This window comes from Ensifer sp. ENS09 (assembly GCF_014852425.1).
Taxonomy (GTDB): Bacteria; Pseudomonadota; Alphaproteobacteria; order Rhizobiales; family Rhizobiaceae; genus Ensifer.
Window position 1 is genome coordinate 248,277 of record NZ_JACVBP010000007.1, and the last position, 20,008, is coordinate 268,284.

At 62.5% G+C, this 20,008-nt stretch carries 21 protein-coding genes; 5 read left to right on the forward strand and 16 right to left on the reverse strand.

Features of this window, described 5'->3' with window-relative positions; all coding sequences use genetic code 11:
- Nucleotides 1–165: 165 nt before the first annotated feature.
- From IB267_RS30045 to IB267_RS30075, 7 genes are all read right to left on the reverse strand, one after another.
- On the reverse strand, nt 166–735 hold the full coding sequence (locus IB267_RS30045) for a CarD family transcriptional regulator (protein WP_034802893.1): 570 nt from the start codon (nt 733–735) through the stop codon (nt 166–168).
- Between the two features lie 410 nt (nt 736–1,145).
- Nucleotides 1,146–1,484, reverse strand: a complete 339-nt coding sequence (gene fdxA, locus IB267_RS30050) for a ferredoxin FdxA (RefSeq protein ID WP_034802896.1) — start codon at nt 1,482–1,484, stop codon at nt 1,146–1,148.
- 270 nt (nt 1,485–1,754) lie between these two features.
- Nucleotides 1,755–2,168, reverse strand: a complete 414-nt coding sequence (locus IB267_RS30055; RefSeq protein WP_192451062.1) for an RNA-binding S4 domain-containing protein — start codon at nt 2,166–2,168, stop codon at nt 1,755–1,757.
- 8 nt (nt 2,169–2,176) lie between these two features.
- Nucleotides 2,177–5,233 carry a helicase-related protein gene (locus tag IB267_RS30060; RefSeq protein ID WP_192451063.1) on the reverse strand — a complete coding sequence of 1,019 codons (3,057 nt, stop codon included), beginning with the start codon at nt 5,231–5,233 and terminating at the stop codon, nt 2,177–2,179.
- A gap of 654 nt (nt 5,234–5,887) precedes the next feature.
- Complete coding sequence (locus IB267_RS30065) at nt 5,888–6,613, reverse strand: beta-ketoacyl-ACP reductase (protein WP_192451064.1); 726 nt, start codon at nt 6,611–6,613, stop codon at nt 5,888–5,890.
- 17 nt (nt 6,614–6,630) lie between these two features.
- Nucleotides 6,631–6,990 carry a hypothetical protein gene (locus IB267_RS30070; RefSeq protein ID WP_192451065.1) on the reverse strand — a complete coding sequence of 120 codons (360 nt, stop codon included), beginning with the start codon at nt 6,988–6,990 and terminating at the stop codon, nt 6,631–6,633.
- Between the two features lie 13 nt (nt 6,991–7,003).
- Nucleotides 7,004–8,185, reverse strand: a complete 1,182-nt coding sequence (locus tag IB267_RS30075) for an acetyl-CoA C-acetyltransferase (protein WP_192451066.1) — start codon at nt 8,183–8,185, stop codon at nt 7,004–7,006.
- Between the two features lie 223 nt (nt 8,186–8,408).
- Between IB267_RS30075 and phaR the strand changes: the two genes are divergently transcribed.
- Nucleotides 8,409–8,987 carry a polyhydroxyalkanoate synthesis repressor PhaR gene (gene phaR, locus IB267_RS30080; protein WP_034802922.1) on the forward strand — a complete coding sequence of 193 codons (579 nt, stop codon included), beginning with the start codon at nt 8,409–8,411 and terminating at the stop codon, nt 8,985–8,987.
- A gap of 94 nt (nt 8,988–9,081) precedes the next feature.
- Here the strand turns inward: phaR and IB267_RS30085 are convergent, their stop codons facing one another.
- The 5 genes from IB267_RS30085 to mtgA form a co-directional block, all read right to left on the reverse strand.
- On the reverse strand, nt 9,082–9,483 hold the full coding sequence (locus tag IB267_RS30085) for a membrane protein (protein ID WP_034802925.1): 402 nt from the start codon (nt 9,481–9,483) through the stop codon (nt 9,082–9,084).
- Nucleotides 9,484–9,640: 157 nt separating this feature from the next.
- Entirely contained in the window at nt 9,641–9,826 is a 186-nt protein-coding gene (gene rpmF, locus IB267_RS30090; protein WP_034802928.1) for a 50S ribosomal protein L32, read from the reverse strand.
- A gap of 145 nt (nt 9,827–9,971) precedes the next feature.
- Nucleotides 9,972–10,619, reverse strand: a complete 648-nt coding sequence (locus IB267_RS30095; RefSeq protein ID WP_192451067.1) for a glutathione S-transferase family protein — start codon at nt 10,617–10,619, stop codon at nt 9,972–9,974.
- Nucleotides 10,616–11,350, reverse strand: a complete 735-nt coding sequence (locus IB267_RS30100) for a DUF1868 domain-containing protein (RefSeq protein ID WP_192451068.1) — start codon at nt 11,348–11,350, stop codon at nt 10,616–10,618. The genes IB267_RS30095 and IB267_RS30100 overlap by 4 nt, the downstream gene beginning before the upstream one ends.
- A gap of 102 nt (nt 11,351–11,452) precedes the next feature.
- Complete coding sequence (gene mtgA, locus IB267_RS30105; RefSeq protein WP_192451069.1) at nt 11,453–12,226, reverse strand: monofunctional biosynthetic peptidoglycan transglycosylase; 774 nt, start codon at nt 12,224–12,226, stop codon at nt 11,453–11,455.
- Nucleotides 12,227–12,371: 145 nt separating this feature from the next.
- Here mtgA and IB267_RS30110 point away from each other — a divergent pair, with 145 nt between their 5' ends.
- The 3 genes from IB267_RS30110 (at nt 12,372) to IB267_RS30120 (ending at nt 15,072) form a co-directional block, all read left to right on the forward strand.
- Nucleotides 12,372–13,286: a polyprenyl synthetase family protein gene (locus IB267_RS30110; protein ID WP_192451070.1), complete on the forward strand. Its 915-nt coding sequence runs from the start codon at nt 12,372–12,374 to the stop codon at nt 13,284–13,286.
- Nucleotides 13,287–13,290: 4 nt separating this feature from the next.
- Nucleotides 13,291–14,346, forward strand: a complete 1,056-nt coding sequence (gene hisC / locus IB267_RS30115) for a histidinol-phosphate transaminase (protein ID WP_192451071.1) — start codon at nt 13,291–13,293, stop codon at nt 14,344–14,346.
- An 84-nt stretch (nt 14,347–14,430) separates the two neighbouring features.
- Nucleotides 14,431–15,072, forward strand: coding sequence for a LysE family translocator (locus IB267_RS30120; protein WP_192451072.1), 642 nt, complete (start codon nt 14,431–14,433; stop codon nt 15,070–15,072).
- A gap of 31 nt (nt 15,073–15,103) precedes the next feature.
- On the opposite strand, the gene ispG is transcribed toward IB267_RS30120, so the two are convergent.
- From ispG to IB267_RS30140, 4 genes are all read right to left on the reverse strand, one after another.
- Complete coding sequence (gene ispG, locus IB267_RS30125) at nt 15,104–16,357, reverse strand: flavodoxin-dependent (E)-4-hydroxy-3-methylbut-2-enyl-diphosphate synthase (protein ID WP_034803175.1); 1,254 nt, start codon at nt 16,355–16,357, stop codon at nt 15,104–15,106.
- A gap of 163 nt (nt 16,358–16,520) precedes the next feature.
- Nucleotides 16,521–17,705, reverse strand: coding sequence for an MFS transporter (locus tag IB267_RS30130; RefSeq protein ID WP_192451073.1), 1,185 nt, complete (start codon nt 17,703–17,705; stop codon nt 16,521–16,523).
- A gap of 29 nt (nt 17,706–17,734) precedes the next feature.
- Nucleotides 17,735–18,121, reverse strand: a complete 387-nt coding sequence (locus tag IB267_RS30135) for a VOC family protein (protein WP_192451074.1) — start codon at nt 18,119–18,121, stop codon at nt 17,735–17,737.
- Nucleotides 18,118–18,900, reverse strand: coding sequence for a DeoR/GlpR family DNA-binding transcription regulator (locus IB267_RS30140; protein WP_192451075.1), 783 nt, complete (start codon nt 18,898–18,900; stop codon nt 18,118–18,120). The genes IB267_RS30135 and IB267_RS30140 overlap by 4 nt, the downstream gene beginning before the upstream one ends.
- A 272-nt stretch (nt 18,901–19,172) precedes the next feature.
- On the opposite strand from IB267_RS30140, the gene IB267_RS30145 reads away from it, so the two are divergent.
- The gene (locus tag IB267_RS30145; protein ID WP_192451076.1) at nt 19,173–19,946 is read left to right on the forward strand and encodes an amino acid ABC transporter substrate-binding protein; all 774 of its coding nucleotides are present in this window, start codon (nt 19,173–19,175) and stop codon (nt 19,944–19,946) included.
- Nucleotides 19,947–20,008: the final 62 nt, after the last annotated feature.

Here is a 20,008-nt window from a genome sequence, read left to right on the forward strand (position 1 = left end):
AACCTGAACGGTGACGAAGCACAGAACCAAGATCGCCCGGCGCGCAAGCGGCGCGTTTCTGCCGGCTTTTATAAATGCGCGCAGGCGGCAAAAGTTCCACGCGATCAAAGAAAAAGCCCGGCGCGATGGCCGGGCTTTTTGGTAGTCTCAGTGCAGTCGGACGGCTTATGCAGCTTCGTCCTGAGCGTCGTCTTCATCGATCGCCTTGCCGCGCTTCGGACCCTTGCTGAGATTGGCCTCGACGAGGCGAACAGCTTCGGTTTCCGACATCTTGTTGACGGCAGCGATTTCGCGCGCCATGCGGTCGAGGGCAGCTTCATAGAGCTGGCGTTCGGAATAGGACTGTTCCGGCTGGTTTTCGGCGCGGTAGAGGTCGCGCACGACTTCCGCGATGGAAATCAGGTCGCCGGAATTGATCTTGGCATCGTATTCCTGGGCGCGGCGCGACCACATGGTGCGCTTCACGCGAGCCTTGCCCTGCACAACCTTCAACGCGCGGTCGACGAAATCGGTTTCGGAGAGCTTGCGCATGCCGATGCTGACGGCCTTGGCCACCGGCACTTTCAGGCGCATCTTGTCCTTCTCGAAATCGATGACAAAAAGCTCAAGCTTCATGCCGGCGACTTCCTGCTCTTCGATCGCCACGATCTGGCCAACACCGTGGGCCGGATAGACGATCGATTCACCGGTCTTGAAGCCCTGGCGTGTCGAAGATTTTTTCTGCTGGGTCGTCATTCGTTTCAAAAACTCCCTGTTTCGCGCCGGCCATTCTGGCCGGGGCCGGGTCAGTGAGGCCCGGGATAGACGGGGATACCGCCGGGTGGGTACATCCTGGTCCGTCCAAGGAATGCAAACAGCCTCATAAAATGCGGTCACAACAGAGCAACGCCATGTTGCGTACTAGGGATAAACCGCGTTTTGGAGATCGTTTGCTTTCGTGATGGTTTTCGGGCGCGCAAAAACACCCTCTGTGGATCAGTAGAACGAACCTATCACAAAAAAGTGCCGAAATCAATAATTTGCTGCATGGCAGCCATCAAGCCACCATTCTCGCAACTGCGAGCGCGGCTCGTGTTTTCCCCAGCTTTGCGCCCGGGAGCAGTTCTGCTTCGTCAGGCTCGGCGAACGGTGGCGACCGCTTCGTCTCAGTCGCCCTGGCCCGGCTCGGTCGAGAAGAACTTCTCGTACTTGCCTTCGACGCCGTCCATTTCCTTCGCTTCCGGCATCGGATCGCGCTTGACGGTGATGTTCGGCCACTTCGAAGCGAAATCCGCGTTCAGTTTCAGCCACATATCAAGACCCGGCTCGGTATCCGGTTTGATCGCCTCGGCAGGACATTCCGGTTCGCAAACGCCACAGTCGATGCACTCGTCAGGATGAATGACGAGGAAATTCTCACCCTCGTAGAAGCAATCCACGGGGCAGACTTCGACACAGTCGGTATACTTGCAGCGAATGCAATTGTCGGTCACGACATACGTCATGAGGTACTCCAGCCGATGCTCACGTTTGATGGCAGACGGCAATCAATGGTGATGCTCGTCGTCCGCGCATGCTAGGAATGTCCGGCGCGCATAGCTGCCGAAGCAAACCCGATGCACCCAACGTGGGTCTGTCAGGTAAAGGCTTTATGGACCCTTTGCAAGAATATTCAATGCGCGAAACGCCACGGCAAAGGCAGAGTTTTCTAAAGGCTGTCGCGCAAAAGCGCGTAGCGTTTTGCAGCCAGGGGCCGGTAGGGAACGAGACGCCCTTCAGTCGTCGCGGGGATCGAAATCGGGCTTCAGCCGGTCGGTTTCCCGCCGCTCCTTCTTCGTCGGCCGGCCTGCGCCACGTTCACGCGTGGCAAGCTCGTAAGCCGACAATTTCTCCTTCGGCTGCTCCGGCGTCAGATCGTCGTAAAGCAGGCGCGCTTCCTCATAGGGACCGCGCCGCTCGCCCGGGCCAAGGACCCGGACGATCAGGCTGCGTCGGTCGAGCGCGAGTTCGAGCAGATCGCCCGTCTTCAATTGAAACGAAGACTGCGTCACGCGCTCGTCGTTGACGGCGACGCGGCCATCCTCGATCGCCTTTTGCGCAAGCGATCGAGATTTGATCAGCCGCGTGAAAAACAGCCACTTGTCGAGACGCTGGCGCGAGGCCGGGTTGGACGCAGGCTGTTTTTCCATGGTCTACCTTACTTCTTCATCTGCTCCTTGAGAGCAGCAAGCTTGGCGAAGGGCGAATCCGGATCCACCGGCTTCTCGCGACGCGGCGGACGCGACTCGAACTTGCCCTGGCCCGGCTTGCCGCCACGGTCGTGACGATCATGACGATCGCCGCGTTCCTGACGCGGCCCGCCTTCCGGCTTGCCACCGTCATGACGCTTACCGCGCGTCTGCTGACCACCCTTGCGGCCGCCTTCACGTCCTTCGCCCTGGCCCTGGCCTTGACCACGCCCGTGGCGCTGACCGCCGCGACGCTGTTCACCCTCGTGGCGGCCACCGCCCTGGCGCTGGTTGTCCTGGCGGGTGCCGGGACGCCAGAGCAGAACGGGCTTGGCTTCCACCGGCTCACCGGTGTCCGTAACTTGGGTCTCAGTCGCCTGGGCCTCAGCAGGCTGGGCTTCGACGACAACGTCAGCTTCGGGCTTCTCGCCTTCCGCGGCAGGCGCCTCGACGACTGCAGTCTCGCCTTCAGCCGCACTGTCGCCGGCATCGACATCATCGACGGCAGAAACCGGCTCGGAAGCGGCGGCAGCAACGGCAGCACCGCCATCCTGGCCAGCGAGGAAGGCCTGGGCCTCCTCGGCCTTGACGCTGTCTGCACGGTAGCCGAGGCCCTTCAGGATCTCTTCCATGTCGTCGGGCGTCGCGCCGAGGATCGAGAGCATCGAGGTGGTCGCGGTGAAGCGACGACCGTCATAGGCGCCTTCCGGACGCGGCTGCGTGCCTGGCTTCCACTGCAGGAGCGGCCGGATGAGATCGGCGAGGCGCTCGAGGATATCGATGCGCACTGCACGCTTTCCGAGGAAGCGGAAACCGGCCAGCTTGTAGAAGGTCCGCTCGAAGGACGGATCGGTAACGACAGACGTCCGGCCGGCAGCGAGCATCGGGATGAGGTCGCCATAGCCGGGCTTGTCGAGGCCGTCGTTCTTCAGCGCCCAGAGGAGCGTGATGAGTTCGGCCGGAGCCGGCTTCAGCAGCGCCGGCAGGAAGATGTGGTAGGCGCCGAAGCGAACGCCGTACTTGCGGATCGAAGCGCGGCCGTCCTGGTCCAGCGACTTGACGTCGTCTGCGACATCGCGACGGAAGAGCACGCCGAGGTTCTCGACGAGCTGGAAAGCGAGGCCCTTGGCAAGACCTTCGAGATCCTCGGCGCGCGAGATATCGTCGAGCGGCTTCAAGACCGTGCCGATGTGATGGTTCACGAAACGCTCGATACGCGCCAGAACATGCTCGCGGGCGTTCGCCTGCAGCTGATCGTCGGCCAGAAGGATGACGCGCGGGCGCATGACGTGGTCGCTTGCCGTCAGACGGGCGACGGGATCGCCGAGCCAGCGCACCAGACCATCCGACGAAAGCGCCAGGTCGTTGTTGCCGGAAGCATGCAGCCGCGCGGCGCGTGCTTCGAACTCGAGCGCCAGCGCCTTCTGGGCAGCACCCTGCACAGCCTTGGCATCCGGGCCATCGCCGCCGGTCGCCAGCGTAAACCGGAAACCGGTTAGTTGTCCTACGTGGTGTCCTTCGACGAAGACATCACCATTCACACTGATTTCAGCTTCCAGCATAGCATTCTCTCTCAGGCGCTTCATGAGCACAGATGTCCTGCGATCAACAAAGCGTTTCGTCAACCGTTCATGTAGTGCGTCGGATAATCGATCTTCAATTTCCCGCGTCTTTTCTTGCCAGTGTGTCGGATCGGCCAGCCATCCGGGCCGGTTCGACACATAAGTCCATGTCCTGATCTGCGCGATTCGCGCCGAAAGTGTGTCGATCTCACCGTCCGTATGATCGGCACGCCTGACCTGCTCGGCCATGAAATCTTCGTTTACGGTACCGCGGCGGACAAGATCCGCGTAGATCGTCGAGATCAAGTCGGCATGTTGAGCCGGTGTAATGCGCCGATAGTCCGGCAGCGCGCAGGCTTCCCACAGTTTTTCCACCCGCTCGGCATTGGTCGTTATGTCGACGACCTCGGGATACCGGGCCAAATGCTCGAACGCCTGCTGGTCTACCGCAGGTAGCGCCCGGGCAAGGCCGGGAACCGTCGGCGCGGCCTCAAGACTCTTCTTCAGAGCGGCGATAGAAGCGTAATCGAAAGCCTTCGAGCGCCACTGCAGCACCTTCACCGGATCGAACTCATGCGCCTCGATGCGATGGACGAGTTCGTTGTCGAAGGGATCGACGCGGCCGGTCACCCCGAACGTACCGTCGCGCAAATGCCGGCCGGCGCGGCCGGCGATCTGCGCAAGCTCGGCCGGATTGAGATTGCGGAACTGATAGCCGTCGAACTTCCGATCCTGCGCAAAGGCGACATGGTCGACGTCGAGATTGAGCCCCATGCCGATCGCGTCGGTCGCGACCAGGTATTCGACGTCGCCTTCCTGGTAGAGCGCCACCTGGGCATTGCGCGTGCGCGGCGACAGCGCGCCGAGAACGACGGCGGCACCGCCGCGCTGGCGGCGGATCAGCTCGGCGATCGCATAGACTTCGTCGGCCGAGAAGGCGACGATTGCCGTGCGATGCGGCAGGCGGGTGATCTTCTTCGAGCCCGCATAGAGCAGCTGCGACATGCGCGGCCGCTCGACCACGGTGATGCCGGGCAGCAATTGCTCGAGGATCGGCCGCATCGTCCCGGCGCCGAGCAGCAGCGTCTCGCCGCGGCCGCGCAGGTGCAGGATCCGGTCGGTGAAGATGTGGCCGCGCTCGAGATCTCCGGCAAGCTGCACTTCATCGATCGCCACGAAGGACGCCGTCGTCTCGCGCGGCATGGCCTCGACGGTGCAGACCGAATAGCGCGCCCGGTGCGGCGTGATCTTTTCCTCGCCGGTGATCAGCGCGACGTTGTGATGGCCGACCCTTTCGACCAGGCGCGTATAGACCTCGCGCGCCAAGAGGCGCAGCGGCAGGCCGATGACGCCGCTGTCGTGCGCAATCATGCGCTCGATCGCGTAATGCGTCTTGCCGGTATTGGTGGGCCCGAGCACCGCGGTGACGCCGCGGCCGCTCAGGATCATGGGGTGAACGGACACGTCATCGATCCCGGGCATTCAGAAATTACGGCAGCGTCTTTTCACGCTGGCGGCAAACACATGCCCACGCACCGAGCCAAACGCAAGGGGCGCAGACAACTAAAACCATCGCTTGGCATCTCTCAGCCCATTGCACCACCTGTTGTGGTCGGCGCAATCGACAATTGGAACAGCCGTGGAACGAATCGGCGACGAATCGACGACTCATTGTGATTCACTGTATGTTCACGACTACATATAGATTTCAACACCGAACGTTGCACCACATGCTGAATCTGGCAATGATTCCGCCCATCAGGCGCTTTGGCGCACAATAATCCCGGCTCTCCCGTTGCCTGACGGGCCCAAGGATTCCGAATCCAAGACTCTGGAAAGCCTGGAATTTTTTTCACGAAATTCGTCAGGGATTCACCCAAGCGAGAGAATGAGAATCGCAGTTCGGAGTCGCGCCCAGTGCGGGAACATTCGGCAGCGACTCGCAGACCGCGCGTCATTCCACCTTTGTTCTCCACAAGATATAGTGTCTACGCCCCGCCCCGGCAACGGAACTGCCGGCGCAATTTCAGGATTTCGAGCAGGATTCTCATGCGCCGCCACCACATGGAAACGGCGCCTCGAAAGGCGCCGTTCGCTGGTGTTCAGCTTGCCTGATGCTCAGACGAAAAACTGTCCGCCATTCGCCGAAATCGTCGAGCCGGTGATGAAGCCGGCATCGTCGGAGGCAAGGAACACCACGCAGCGGGCGATTTCTTCCGGTTCGCCAAGGCGGCCGACCGGGATCTGCGGAATGATGCGCTCGTTGAGCACCTTCTCCGGCACCGCCAGCACCATCTCCGTACCGATATAGCCGGGGCAGATCGCGTTCACGGTAATGCCCTTGGCGGCCCCTTCCTGGGCAAGCGCCTTGGTGAAGCCGAGATCACCGGCCTTGGCCGCCGAATAGTTGGCCTGGCCCATCTGGCCCTTCTGGCCGTTGATCGACGAGATGTTGATGACGCGACCGAAGCCGCGGTCGCGCATGGCCGACCAGAGCGGATGCGTCATGTTGAAGAGACCGGTGAGGTTGGTGCCGATCACCTCGCCCCACTGCTCCGGCGTCATCTTGTGGAACATGGCGTCGCGGGTGATGCCCGCATTGTTGACCAGCACGTCCACCGGACCGAGGTCGGCCTCGACCTTGGCGATACCTTCGGCGCAGGCCTGATAGTTGGAGACGTCCCACTTGTAGACCGGGATGCCGGTTTCCTGCTTGAAGGCCTGGGCCTTCTCGTCATTGCCGGCATAGTTGGCAGCCACCCTGTAGCCGGCATTCTTGAGTGCGATGGAAATTGCCGCACCAATGCCGCGCGACCCACCCGTGACCAATGCTACCCTGCTCATATGCGCCTCCCACTTGATCAGTTCAGTTTTCCGAATGCCTTCTTCATCAGCTTTTCGCCGACCTGTTGCCCGTAGAGCCCGGCGACCGCTTGAAACTGCGGCGTAGCCAGAGCGGACAGAGCCACCTCGCACTTTTCCAGAGCGAGACCCATCATCACCTCGGAGAGCTGCTCCAGCGACGCCTTCAGCGCACCGCTGTCATCGTTCAAGGCCGCGACCATCACGTCCTTGAAAACGCTCTCCTCGTCGGAAGTCGTATGTTTCAGCATGCACTGTACCAGCCGCGCCTCGTCGAGAGGCGCGGGATTGGCATGTGCAGAAACGATCGGCGAACCGGCCAGAAGCAGGGAAAATGGAACCCACCTGGCGCTGTTCATGCCGCCAGACCGATCAGAGCCGCTCGACGCACATGGCGACGCCCATGCCGCCGCCGATGCAGAGCGTTGCGAGCCCCTTGGAAACGCCGCGGCGCTTCATTTCGAACAGCAGCGTGTTGAGCACGCGGGCGCCGGACGCGCCGATCGGGTGACCGATGGCGATCGCGCCGCCATTGACGTTGACGATCGACGGATCCCAGCCGAGATCCTTGTTGACCGCGCAGGCCTGGGCCGCGAAGGCTTCGTTGGCTTCCACCAGTTCGACATCACCGATCGCCCAGCCGGCCCTAGCCAGCGCCTTGCGCGAGGCCGGGATCGGGCCGGTGCCCATGACCTGCGGATCGACGCCGGCGGTTGCCCAGGAAACGATGCGGGCAAGCGGCTGGATACCGCGCTTGGAGGCCTGCGCCTCGGTCATCAGTAGCGTTGCTGCAGCGCCGTCATTGAGGCCCGAGGCGTTGCCTGCCGTGACCGTGCCTTCCTTGTCGAAGGCGGGGCGCAGCTTCGTCATCTGGTCGAGCGTTGCACCGTGGCGGATATATTCGTCCTGGTCGACGGTGACGTCGCCCTTGCGGCCCTTGACGATGAAGGGAATGATCTCGTCCACAAAGCGCCCGGCCTTCTGGGCGGCTTCCGCCTTGTTCTGCGAGGCGAGCGCAAATGCGTCCTGTTCCTCGCGGCTGAGCTGCCACTGGCGAGCGACGTTCTCGGCGGTAATGCCCATGTGATAACCGTAGAAGGCGTCGGTCAGGCCGTCCTTGATCATCGTATCGATCATCTTGAAGTCGCCCATCTTCACGCCGCCGCGAAGATGCGAGCAGTGCGGCGCCATCGACATGGATTCCATGCCGCCCGCGACGATGATCTCAGCATCACCGGTTGCAATCTGCTGCATGCCGAGCGCGACCGCGCGCAGGCCGGAGCCGCAGAGCTGGTTCATGCCCCAGGCGGTCTTTTCCTGCGGAACGCCGGCCTTCATCGCAGCCTGGCGCGCCGGGTTCTGGCCTTCGCCGGCCTGAAGCACCTGGCCGAGGATAACCTCGTCGACCTCACCGGCTTCGATGCCTGCGCGCTCGAGCACGCCCTTGATGACGGCTGCGCCAAGCTCGTGCGCCGGCGTGTTGCCGAAGGCGCCGTTGAAGGATCCGACCGCGGTGCGGCCGGCGCTGGCGATCACGATGGAGGGATTGCTCATGGGACGTTTCCTCAGATCTTCTGGCCTAATGGAGGCAGACTGGCAAAGCGCGCGACGCAAGTCAAACGCCTTGATGCAGTGCCATAAAAGCATCACCTAAAACGCAACCGCAAGATTTTGCACTTGCGTCGCCGCAACGCACAAAGACATTGTCAGCGGCGCGCTTTTGCGGATACTCTGAAAAACGCAATAAAGACGGGATGATGGGGGAGAGGAGACCCTGATGGCGAAGCACGAAGGCCAGATCGTTATCAAAAAATATGCGAACCGGCGGCTCTACAACACCGGGACCAGCACCTATGTCACGCTCGACGACCTGGCTGTGATGGTGAAGAAGGGTGAGGACTTCATCGTTCAGGATGCGAAATCCGGCGAGGACATCACCCATTCCGTGCTGACGCAGATCATCTTCGAGCAGGAGTCCAAGACCGGCAATACGCTGCTGCCGATCTCCTTCCTGCGCCAGCTGATCTCGTTCTACGGCGACCAGATGCAGATGGTGGTGCCGAGCTATCTCGAACATTCGATGCAGGCTTTCACCGAGCAGCAGTCGCAGATGCGCGAGCAGATCAACAAGGCCTTCGGCGACACGCCGCTCGGCAAGAACCTGCAGGTTCCGCTGCAACTTGTCGAAGAGCAGGTGCGTCGCAACACCGAGATGTTCCATCAGGCCATGCAGATGTTTTCGCCCTTCATCACCGCGCCGCCGGTGAAGGAAACGAAGAAGGCCGAAGCCAAGGATATCGACGAACTGAAGGAGCAGCTGCGCGCGCTCCAGACCAAGCTCGACAATCTCGGCTAAAGGACGACCAGGCAGGGAAAACGCTTCCTGCCTTCACTTCACCTGCAACAGCGATCGCGGAAATCGGGGCGGCGTCGCCTCGAACCGTAAGGGCCTAGAGGCCAATCGACACGTCGCGGCCGGCCGAGCGCATCGAGACGGCAAAGCCGGCGATGACATCGATGAAGCTGATGGTCATCAGGATGAAGAAGAGCTGCGTTGCCGCCGGTGCGAGCAGCAGAAATTCGATCAAAAAGACGATGAACAGGATCATCGAGAGCAGATGATCCATCAGTGCGCGGCTGCTCGTGCGCGTCGCTTTCAGCAGCTCGACGAAGAGCAGCAGCAAGGCGCCGACGATCAGGAGGTCGCCGAAGCGCATCGTCCAGGTCGCGCCTGATAGCATGGAGAGCGACACCATGTCGGCGTTCAGGCCGGCGAGGCCGCCGAACATTCCGATCATCGCGAGATTGTAGATTGCAAAAGGCAGGATCAGCAGCGGTATGGCAGCAAGCATCAGAACTCCTTGACCGCGTTTATGGGGGACCAAGTTTGTGCGGCGTCGTCACGCAAGGCGCCAGCGATACCACGGCGACCAAGCAAGATCATGTCAGATGCAAAACAAAAGGGCCGGCAGAGCCAGCCCTTTGAACCTAATCCGCGAACGGAAGCGCTTATGCGCTTTCCTTCGGGGTCAGAACCTGACGGCCACGGTACATGCCGGTCTTCAGGTCGATGTGGTGCGGGCGGCGCAGTTCGCCGGAGTTCTTGTCTTCGACGTAGGTCGGGGTCTTCAGAGCGTCAGCCGAACGGCGCATGCCACGCTTGGACGGGCTCGTTTTTCTTTTAGGTACAGCCATTTCATTCTCCACTTATCGGGCAAACACTGTTCAGCAGCCGAAATGGCCGTGTAAAACAGATGTTAATCACGGAAATTTGGCGCGCTTATACATGGCCAGCTGCTGTTTGACCAGTCCCCACGGGCAATTTTTCGACTCGACCTTTTCAGACCTCGTCTTCGATGACGACCCAAGGCTCTGCGCGGGCGGCTTCTTCCCATTTCAGGAACGCCGGATGTGCCTTTACGCGGTTCATGTAGCCGAGCGTTTCTGGATCCGCAACGAGATCATAGACGTCGAAGCGGTTGACCACAGGTGCGTACATCGCATCGGCCGCGGTGAAGGCGCCAAAGAGGAACGGACCGCCGGATTGGGCGAGCGCCTGCCGCCAGATCGTCTCGATGCGGGCGACATCCGCACGGACGTCCTCGGCAACGTCCAGCGCCTTCTTCGCCCGACGGATGTTCATCGGGCAAGCGCCGCGCAACGCCCTGAAACCGGAGAGCATTTCCATCGAATAGCTGCGCGCCCGGGCGCGCGCCTGACGGTCGGCCGGCCACAGCCCGGCATCGGGAAAAAGCTCGGCGACGTAGTCGATGATCGCAAGCGATTCCCAGACAAGGAAATCGCCATGCCTCAGCAGCGGCACCTTTCCGGTCGGCGAGACCGCGCGTATTTCCGGATTGCCGGCGGCGAAGTCGAAGGGGATAACCACGTCCTCGAAATCGATGCCGGCCGCCATCATCGCGATCCATGGCCGCATCGACCAGGACGAATAGTTCTTGTTGCCGACAAAAAGCGTAAGTCCGGTCATTTCCGTTCCTTGGTTGCTGGTCTCTCCGAGAAAACGATCAGTTCCTCGAATTGGTTCATGTCCTCGAACGAGCAGAAAGCGGGTGGGTCGAGCGCGATCACCGGCGCCTGCTCGCGCAAAAAAGCGAGCTGTTCGTCCAGCATCACCTGCCAGCGCAGCAGCGCCCCATCGTCGAGCCAGTCGACGGGGTAGGCATAGGTGATGTGGAATTCGTAATCGTCATGATCAGGATGCCGGTAGCCGAAGGCGTCTGCGAAGGCGTCGCGCCAGGCCTTGAGACAGGCGCGATCGGCGGCACTGTCGCCTTCGAGTGCAAGGCCCGTCGGGGTGACCTCGGTCACGCGGGCGCGGAACGGCTCCAGCGGCACAAAATTCGCGAGCTGTTCGCGGTAGTGCGCGGTCATCACCTCGATCGGCGTATCGAACGGCATGTCAGCCGGCCAGTAAGGGAGTTTCCGGCGGTGTTCGATGATGCCCTGGAAGATTGTCATGTGCAGGCTGGAGGGCGCGGTAAAGGCGAACTGCCGCGCCTCGGGCATCGCCATCAACCGGTCGCGCACGCCAAGCACGGCGGCCTCGGACGGCGACCCGGCAGTGACGTGAGAGACGACCGTGTTGCCCGGTTCCGGCAGGAAGCGGCCTTCGGTGTCGTAGCGCGTTCCGAGATGTCTCGGCGGGGCATGGTTGGCGTTGCGGCCAAAGGCGAGAAGCGAGGGGGAAATCAAGGTCATGGAGCGATCGAGCCTTTCAAAGGGAGAGAGGCCCAGATGGCAGAACTCTACAACGCGAACATGACATCGCCCAGTGAGCCCATCCAATGAAAAGGTCTGATCCTAATTATAAAGGCAGGTGATGTAACCGCCGGAGCGGCTGGCGCGGCGCTCGATCAGGTTCGCCAGGCGCTTCAGCCCGCGGCCCGGCTTGCCGGCGTTGCGCTCTTTCGGATTGGGCAGCGAAACAGCAAGCAGCGCCGCCTGCCGTCGCGAAAGCTTCGACGCCGAAACCCCGAAATGGTGGCGGGCGGCCGCCTCGATACCGTAGATCCCGTCGCCCCATTCGGCGATATTGAGATAGATCTCCATCATCCGCCGCTTGCTCCAGACGAAGTCGGCGGCGACCGCCAGCGGCAGTTCCATGCCCTTGCGCAGGAAGGAGCGGCCGTTCCAGAGATAGAGGTTCTTGACCGTCTGCATCGGAATTGTACTGGCGCCGCGGGTGGATTCCCCTTCGAGCGCATCTTCGACCACGCCCCGCATCTGGCCCCAGTCGACGCCGTCATGGGCGCAGAACTGGCCGTCCTCCGACATCATCACCGACTGCACCAGAACCGGGGCGATATCGTCGAACTCGACCCATTGCCGATCGTAGCCGCGCAGCAGCACGAGATCACGCAGCATCAGCGTCGAGACGGGATGGATGAACTCCACCAGATAGAGAACGATCAGTGCGTAAGGAAGGACGAGCAGGCCAAGCACGGCGAGCACGATCTGGCGGCGGCGCGTGCGCAACGTCCGACGAAGCGAAGACCAGCGACTGGAAGGCACTTCGCCCTCCTCGCGCGCTTCCGGAACGACGTTCGCGGCCTGACTGTTCACCTCGCTGTCCATCCGCTTCTCTTAGTGCATGCGCAGGCAGAGTTGAACGGGCTTTCTGGCAAAAGGCAAGGCGTGCAGGCGGCTGTCCCAGGGAAAGCGCGCGGCTGCGACACGAATCCCCGTTGAAAGCCCCCTTCGCTCATGTCAAAGAGCGCGCATGAGCCAGGAACCATCGCCTTTTACCCGTCGCCTCGCCACCAATGCCCGCGCCGTCGAGGCGCTGCTGGAACGTCTGCTCGGCCAGACGACGGAAGCCGACGAAATCGCCCGGCCGGCAAACCTGTTGGCTGCCATGCGCCACGGGGTGCTGAACGGCGGCAAGCGCCTGCGCCCCTTCCTGGTGATCGAATGCGCCGATCTTCTCGGCGGCAATGCCGACGCGGCTCTGCGGGTCGGCGCCGCACTCGAATGCGTGCATTGCTACTCGCTCGTCCATGACGACCTGCCGGCGATGGACGACGACGACATGCGCCGCGGCCAGCCGACCGTGCACAAGGCCTTCGACGAGGCGACAGCGATCCTTGCCGGCGACAGCCTGCTGACCTTCGCCTTCGACATCATTGCAGCACCCGAGACCTCGCTTTCGGATGCGCAGAAGGTGGCACTGGTTCTGGCGCTCGGTCGCGCCGCCGGCCACGGCGGCATGGCCGGTGGACAGGCGCTCGACCTGGCCGCGGAAAAATTGCCGCCGGACGAGGCCGGGATCGTCACACTGCAGGCGATGAAGACGGGGGCCCTCATCCGTTTTGCCTGTGAGGCTGGAGCCATTGTCGCCGACGCCTCCAGGGACGATCGCGCGCGGCTTCGCGCCTTTGGCGAAAAGATCGGCCTTGCCTTCCAGCTTGCCGACGACCTGCTGGACCTCACCGCCGATGCGGAGACCATGGGCAAGGCAACCGGCAAGGACGCCGCCCGCGGCAAGGGCACGCTGCTGGCGCTACACGGCCAGGCCTGGGCGGAAGAGCGACTGGAGCAACTGGTCGCAGAAGCCGAAGCGCTGCTTGCGCCCTATGGCGAGCGCTCGGCCATTCTCGTCGAAGCCGCCCGTTTCATCGCCAACCGCAGGAGCTAGATCCATGAGCAAATACTGGTCGCCGATCGTCTCCAAGCTGAAACCCTACGTGCCCGGCGAACAGCCGCGCATCGAAAACCTGGTGAAGCTCAACACCAACGAATGCCCCTACGGCCCGTCCGAGAAGGTGCTCGACGCGATCGCCGCGGCAGCGAGCAGCGATCTTCGCCTCTACCCCGACCCGCTGGCGTTGACGCTGCGCCAGACGATTGCCACACGCTATAGCGTGACCGCCGAAGAAGTCTTCGTCGGCAACGGATCCGACGAGGTGCTGGCGCATATCTTCGCCGGCTTGCTGAAACACGACGCGCCGCTGCTTTACCCGGATATTTCCTACAGCTTCTATTCGACCTACGCCCGGCTCTTCGAGATCGACACGGTCGAGGTACCGCTCAACGATCGCTTCGAGATCGATCTCGTCGATTACGACCGGCCCTGCGGCGCCATCATCCTGCCGAACCCCAACGCTCCGACCGGCATCGCCTTGCCGCTCGCCGACATCGAGCAGCTGGTTGCAAGCCATCCGGACCAGCCCGTCGTCATCGACGAGGCCTATGTCGACTTCGGCGGAGAGTCCGCCGCAACGCTGGTTTCGAAATACGAGAACCTGCTGGTCGTCCAGACCTTCTCCAAGTCACGTGCGCTTGCCGGCCTGCGCGTCGGCTTCGCCATCGGCCAGCGGCCGCTGATCGAGGCGCTGGAGCGGGTGAAGGACAGCTTCAACTCCTATCCGCTCGGCCGTCCGGCCCAGGCTGGCGCCATTGCCGCAATCGAGGACGAAGCCTGGTTCGAGGAAACCCGCGGCAGGATCATCGCATCGCGCGAGCGCCTTGGGGCCGAACTGACCGCGCGCGGCTTCGAGGTGCTGCCGTCATCGGCAAACTTCGTTTTCGCCCGCCATCCCGGCCATAGCGGCGAAACGCTGATGACGGCACTGCGCGAGCGTGCCGTGCTGGTGCGCCATTTCGCCAAGCCGCGCATCGGCGATTTCCTGCGCATCACCATCGGCACCGATCAGGAATGCGCCCGTCTGATCGAGGCGCTCGACGAGATCGTCTGACATCTTGTCTCGGTGACATTTCGCCGTTTCAAACCAGCGACGAACTGATCTAGCCTCCGGCGACTCGCCGGAGCTTTGTCTGACATGTTCGACCTGACGCCCTATCTGCCGCAGTTGCTCATCGCCTGGACCGCCTATCTGATCGCAACCGCTTCACCCGGGCCTGCGATCCTCGCGATCATCACCACCTCGGTCAGTCAGGGACGCAAGGCCGGACTGGCGCTTGCCCTCGGCGTTCTCACGGGAAGCTACACCTGGGCGATGCTGACGGCCTCCGGTCTATCGGCGCTGATCCGCGCCTACGGCCATGCGATCATCGTCCTGAAGATCGCCGGCGCCTGCTATCTCTTCTGGCTCGCCTACAACGCACTGCGCGCTGCCATGCGCAGCGACAAAAGCGCGATCGTGCCGATGGCGAAGGCGCAGACGTCGCTGAAGCGGCTCTATCTCAAGGGGCTTGGCATTCACCTGACCAACCCGAAGGCGATCTTCTCCTGGATCATGCTGGTTTCGCTGGGGATGCCCGAGGGTGCGCCCGTCGGCGTCACCGCCACATTCATCGGCGGCTGCATGGTGCTCGGCCTGATGACCTTCTGCGGCTTTGCGATCGTCTTCTCGCTGTCGCCGGTCCACCGTGCTTATCTGAAGTCCAAGCGGCTGATCGAGAGCCTGATGGCCGGCTTCTTCGCCTTTGCCGGCTTCAAGCTGCTGACGTCACGGCTCTGAAATCATCGCGCTCAGACCAAGCGCAGGCTGCTTACTCGGCAGCCGCCTGGCCGCGGCCGTAGCGCTTCTCGATATAGTCGGAAACCAGCGTCTCGAAGTCACCGGCGATGTTGGGGCCGCGTAGCGTCATTGCCTTCTCGCCGTCGATGAAGACCGGAGCGGCCGGCATTTCGCCGGTGCCCGGCAGCGAGATGCCGATATCGGCATGTTTGCTTTCGCCGGGACCGTTGACGATGCAGCCCATGACCGCGACCTTCAGGCCTTCGACGCCGGGATACTTCTCGCGCCAGACCGGCATATTGCGGCGGATGTCGTCCTGGATCTTCTGGGCGAGTTCCTGGAACACGGTCGACGTGGTGCGTCCACAGCCGGGACAGGCGGCAACGACGGGAATGAATTGGCGGAAGCCCATCACCTGCAGCAGTTCCTGGGCTACCTGCACCTCGCGGGTGCGGTCGCCGCCGGGCTCCGGCGTCAGCGAAATGCGGATCGTGTCGCCGATGCCCTGCTGCATCAGAATACCGAGCGAAGCCGACGAGGCGACGATGCCCTTGGTGCCCATGCCGGCCTCGGTGAGGCCGAGATGCAGCGCATGGTCGGAACGGGCCGACAGCATGGCGTAGACGGCGATCAGGTCCTGAACGCCGGAAACCTTGGCCGACAGGATGATGCGGTTGCGCGGCAGGCCGATCTCTTCGGCAAGTTCCGCCGACAGCAGCGCCGACTGCACGATCGTTTCGCGCGTCACTTCCTGGGCCGTGAGCGGAAAGCCGTTCGCCTTGTTCTCGTCCATCAGCCGCGTCAGCAGCTCCTGGTCAAGCGAGCCCCAGTTGACGCCGATGCGCACCGGCTTGTCGTAGCGGATCGCCATCTCGACGATCTCGGCGAACTGCTTGTCCTTCTTGTCCTTGAAGCCGACATTGCCCGGATTGATGCGGTATTTCGCCAGCGCTTCCGCGCAGGCCGGATGATCGGCAAGCAGCTTGTGGCCGATATAGTGGAAGTCGCCAACGAGTGGGACATCAAGGCCGAGCCGCTCGAGCCGCTCGCGGATCTTCGGCACCGCCGCCGCACTCTCGTCGCGGTCGACGGTAATGCGCACCAGTTCCGAACCGGCTTTGTGCAGCGCGGCCACCTGCGCCACGGTGCCATCGATATCGGCCGTATCGGTGTTGGTCATCGACTGGACCACGACCGGTGCGCCACCCCCGACGATGACGCCGCCGACATCGACGGCGACGGAGGCGCGGCGGGGCTGCGGATCGAAATCGAAGGCGGAAGACATGAAGGCCTCTTCGTGGGTCACTGAGCCGGGCGAGGATGCGGGCAGAACCCACATGGACTTTCCTCAACTCGCCCTGGCCATTGGCCCATCAGGTGGATGAGGAAAGCCTGATTGTCAACGGCGACATCATGCCCTGACGGCGATTTGATGGCGGCGCTGCGCCTCAGTGGCCCTTGGCGCCATCCGCATGATCGGCATGGTGCGACAAGAGAAGCACGACGATGAAGAGCAGCGGCACCGAGGCGAAGATAATGGCAAAGCCCGTATGTTCGGCGACGAAGCCGATCAGCGACGGTGCGAACAGCATCCCGGAATAACCCATGAAGGTCGCGACCGAGAGCGCGATGCCCGGCTGCAGGCCCGGCATGTTGCCGGCGGCCGAGAACGCGATCGGCACCATGTTGGAAATGCCGATGCCGGCGATCGCAAAGCCAAGGATGGCGATGTAGGCATTGGGCGCCGTGCCCGCGATGATCATGCCGACGAGTGCCGTAACGGTGCAGATGCGCAGCGTCCGTTTGGCGCCGAAGCGATCCCGCACGAAATCGCCGGCAAAACGCATGGTCGCCATGGTGGCAGAGAAGGCGGCAAAGCCGAAGCCGGAAAGCTCAACGGAGGCGCCAAGCTCGTTGCGCAGGTAAAGCGCCCCCCAGTCGAGCACCGTGCCCTCCGGCACCATCGAGAACAGCGCCATGATGCCGATCAGCCAGGGAAGCGGCGTCATCGGCAGGCGAAGCTTTTCCTTGGCGGCACCCGGATGTGGCTTGTCGGCCAGGATCATCGGCCAGGCGGCGGCGATTAGGACCAGGCAGATCGCAGTGACGACAAGCACATGCGGCAGCACACCAAAGCGGGCCATGAGGAAGCCGCCGATACCGGCACCGATCAGGCCGCCGAGGCTCCAATAGGCATGGCAGGACGACATGATCGCACGGCGCATGGATTTTTCGACCTCGACCGCATTGGCGTTCATCGCGACGTCCATCGCGCCGGCAAAACCGCCAAGGAGGAACATGGCGACAGCCGCCGTCCAGACGTCAGGGACAAGCGTCAGAAGCAGAAGCAAGGGCGACAGGACGATGGCGGTGACCTTGACCACCTTCTGCGAGCCGACGCGGGCGATAAAGCCGCCGGCAATCGGCATCAGCACCAGCGAGCCGATGCCGAACATCAGGATCAACAGGCCGAGCACGCTTTCGCTGATGCCGAGCCGGTCCTTGAATTCGGGGATCTTCGGCGCCCAGCTGCCGATGACGAAGCCATTCAACAGGAAGAGCAGCGATACCGCCAGCCGGTTGCGGGTCATGTAGCCCTGGCGGGCGGTCGCGGTGGGAGAACGTTGGTCCATGGTCTTGCCTCGGTGCCGGATCGCCCGGCTCAGATTGTGATTTCGATCAGATTTCCATCGGGGTCGCGAACAACGGCCTCGTAGAAGCCGTCGCCGGTCCAGCGCGGTTTTGCGACCAGAATGCCCTCGGCCTCAGCACGGGCTGCCATCGCATCGACCGCCTGCTCGCTGCCGAGCGACAGCGCCACATGGGCAAGGCCGATGCGTTCTTCGGCGGGATCGGCCGGCTCAACCCAGGGGCCTTCCATGATCTCGAATGCCGGCCCGTCGCCAAGCGTCAGGAACCGCGAACGAAAGCCGGAACGCCGCCGGCTTTCATAGATCTCGCCGACTTCGGCGCCGAAGAAGGACGACCAGAACCGGGCGATCGCCTCGAGGTCCCGCGTCCAGAGCGCCACATGCGTGATCGTCGTCATTCCGTCTCTCCCGCCATCAGGACCTCTGCCCCTGCGGCCTCGAAGGCCGACCGATGCTCAGCCGATGCATCCGCCTCGAGCAGCAGCGTCACCTTGTCATTGATATCGACGACACCGTGCGCGGCGGCCGTACCGAGCTTGTCGCTGGTGACGGCGACAACCAGGCGCCGGCTGCGCAACGCAATGAGCCGCTTGAATTCCGCATCCTCGAAATAGATCGCCGTCAGGCCCGCGACGGCGTCGGCGCCACAGGTACCGAGAAAGCAGAGATCGGGCCGGAGCAGTTCCGCATCGCGTTGCGCCCGGGCGCTGATCGCCGCGCCGACGGCGCGGTTGAGCGGACCGCCGAGCAGGATGAGATCGACGCCCGGTTTCTCCATGAGCGCGACGGCAATCAGCGGCGTATTGGTGACGACAGTGACCGGCAGGTCCGGCTCGATCAGGTGCGCGATGGCGAGATTGGTGGAGCCGGCATCGAGAAACATGGTCATATCAGGCTTGATCAGGCCGATGGCCGCGCGCGCCAGCGCCGCCTTGCGTTCCGGCGCCATTGCCACCCGTTCCCGCAAGGTGCTGTGCGCTGCCGGCGCAACCGGAAGCGCACCGCCATAGACGCGCTCGCACAGTCCCGCCGCCGCCATCTCCCTGAGGTCGCGGCGGATCGTATCCTCGGAAACGCTAAGCTCAGCCGCAAGGTCGGCTGCAAGCACCCGGCCGTTGGCCTTCAGCCGTTCCTGGATCAGCGTCTTTCGCTCACGAAGAAGGAGTTCACCGGACATCGCATCAACCGTGCATAAACGTGCATGAATCGCTATAAATGTGCATATCAACTTTTGAAACCGTTTTCAAGCCGATGCAGCGAGCAAATCGGGGCCGCGCGCGATTCCCGACAAACCGTGGCTTTTGCGCCTGGCCGGTGCCATTTCGAGAAAAATTCTTCATCAAAACGCTCAGGAATTGGTGTTTTATACGCTCAGATCGCCGATTTTTTATGCGATTGTCCGCTCAATCCGGACGACGGGCCGGGCCAGAAAGAAGATGGAAAATCACGATGAAACTCCTCCCCACGCTGTTTGCCGCCGCTCTGATGCAGGTCGCCGCGCTCGCCTCCGCTGAAGCCGGCGAGAACCTCAATGCGGTCAAATCCGCCGGTGTCCTGAAGATCGGCACCGAGGGTACCTATGCGCCCTTCACCTATCATGACACCTCCGGCGCCCTCGTCGGCTTCGACGTCGAGATCGGCCAGGCCGTTGCCGAGAAGCTCGGCGTCAAGGCGGAATTCCTCGAAGGCAAGTGGGATGGCCTGATCGCCGGCCTCGACGCCAACCGCTACGACACGGTCATCAATCAGGTCGGCATCACCGAAGAGCGCAAGAAGAAGTACGACTTCTCCGAGCCCTACATCGCCTCGAAGGCGGTGCTGATCGTCAAGTCAGACAACGAAGAGATCAAGGGCTTTGCCGATCTCAAGGGCAAGAAGTCCGCCCAATCGCTGACCAGCAACTTCGGCAAGCTCGCAACCGCATCCGGCGCCGAGCTCGTCGGCACCGACGGCTTCGACCAGTCGATCCAGCTGGTGCTGACCGGCCGCGCCGACGCGACGATCAACGACAGCCTCTCCTTCCTCGACTTCAAGAAGAAAAAGCCCGACGCCCCAGTCAAGATTGCCGCCGAGCAGGCCGATGCCGACTTCTCCGGCATCATCATCCGCAAGGGCGAGCCGGAACTGCTGGAAGCGATCAACAAGGCGCTCGTCGACATCAAGGCGGACGGCACCTACGACAAGATCTCGCAGAAGTACTTCGGCGCCGACGTCTCGAAGTAACCCTGAGCCTTCGGCCGGTTTCTCAGCCGGCCATTCTCGGCTATGAAAAGCGATCCGTTCCG